We start from the raw sequence: 424 nt of genomic DNA, 5'->3' as shown, positions 1-424 counted from the left end.
CGACGAGCCAGGTACTCCGGGCAACGAAGGCGACCTGGTCAAGGTCACCATCACCGCCGATCAGGTCTCGGTCGCAGAGAACGTGAAGCCGACCTTCACCGTCCACATCAATACTGCTCTGGACCACGACCTTGTCGTGACCTTGAGCAACAACGAAGTTGTGACCATCAAGGCTGGAGAAACCAGCGCGCCGTACAGCCATGCTGCGCAAGGCGACGACGTCTATAAGGACGCCGGTGAAATCAGCCTGGGCATCAAGTCCGCCGTCGATGTCGACGGTCGTGCTTTCGAGAACCTGCAGCTGGGCGACGCCGCGTCGGTCAAAGTCACCGACACCACCGACGACGTGGTGGCCAAGCTGACCGCTACTCCTTCGGTCACCGAAGGTGGTGCGATCACTTACACCGTCACCCTGACCAACAAA

General features: G+C 59.9%; 1 protein-coding gene. It reads left to right on the top strand.

Annotated elements, in window-relative coordinates:
• On the top strand, nucleotides 1-424 hold a 424-nt coding region (locus tag HU770_RS26810; RefSeq protein ID WP_202884155.1), incomplete at both ends, for an immunoglobulin-like domain-containing protein.

It is taken from the genome of Pseudomonas sp. SWRI68 (assembly GCF_014269165.1).
In the GTDB taxonomy this organism is placed as follows: Bacteria; Pseudomonadota; Gammaproteobacteria; order Pseudomonadales; family Pseudomonadaceae; genus Aquipseudomonas; species Aquipseudomonas capeferrum.
Note: the sequence above shows the minus strand (reverse complement) of the source record. Positions and strands in the feature narration are given on the sequence as shown.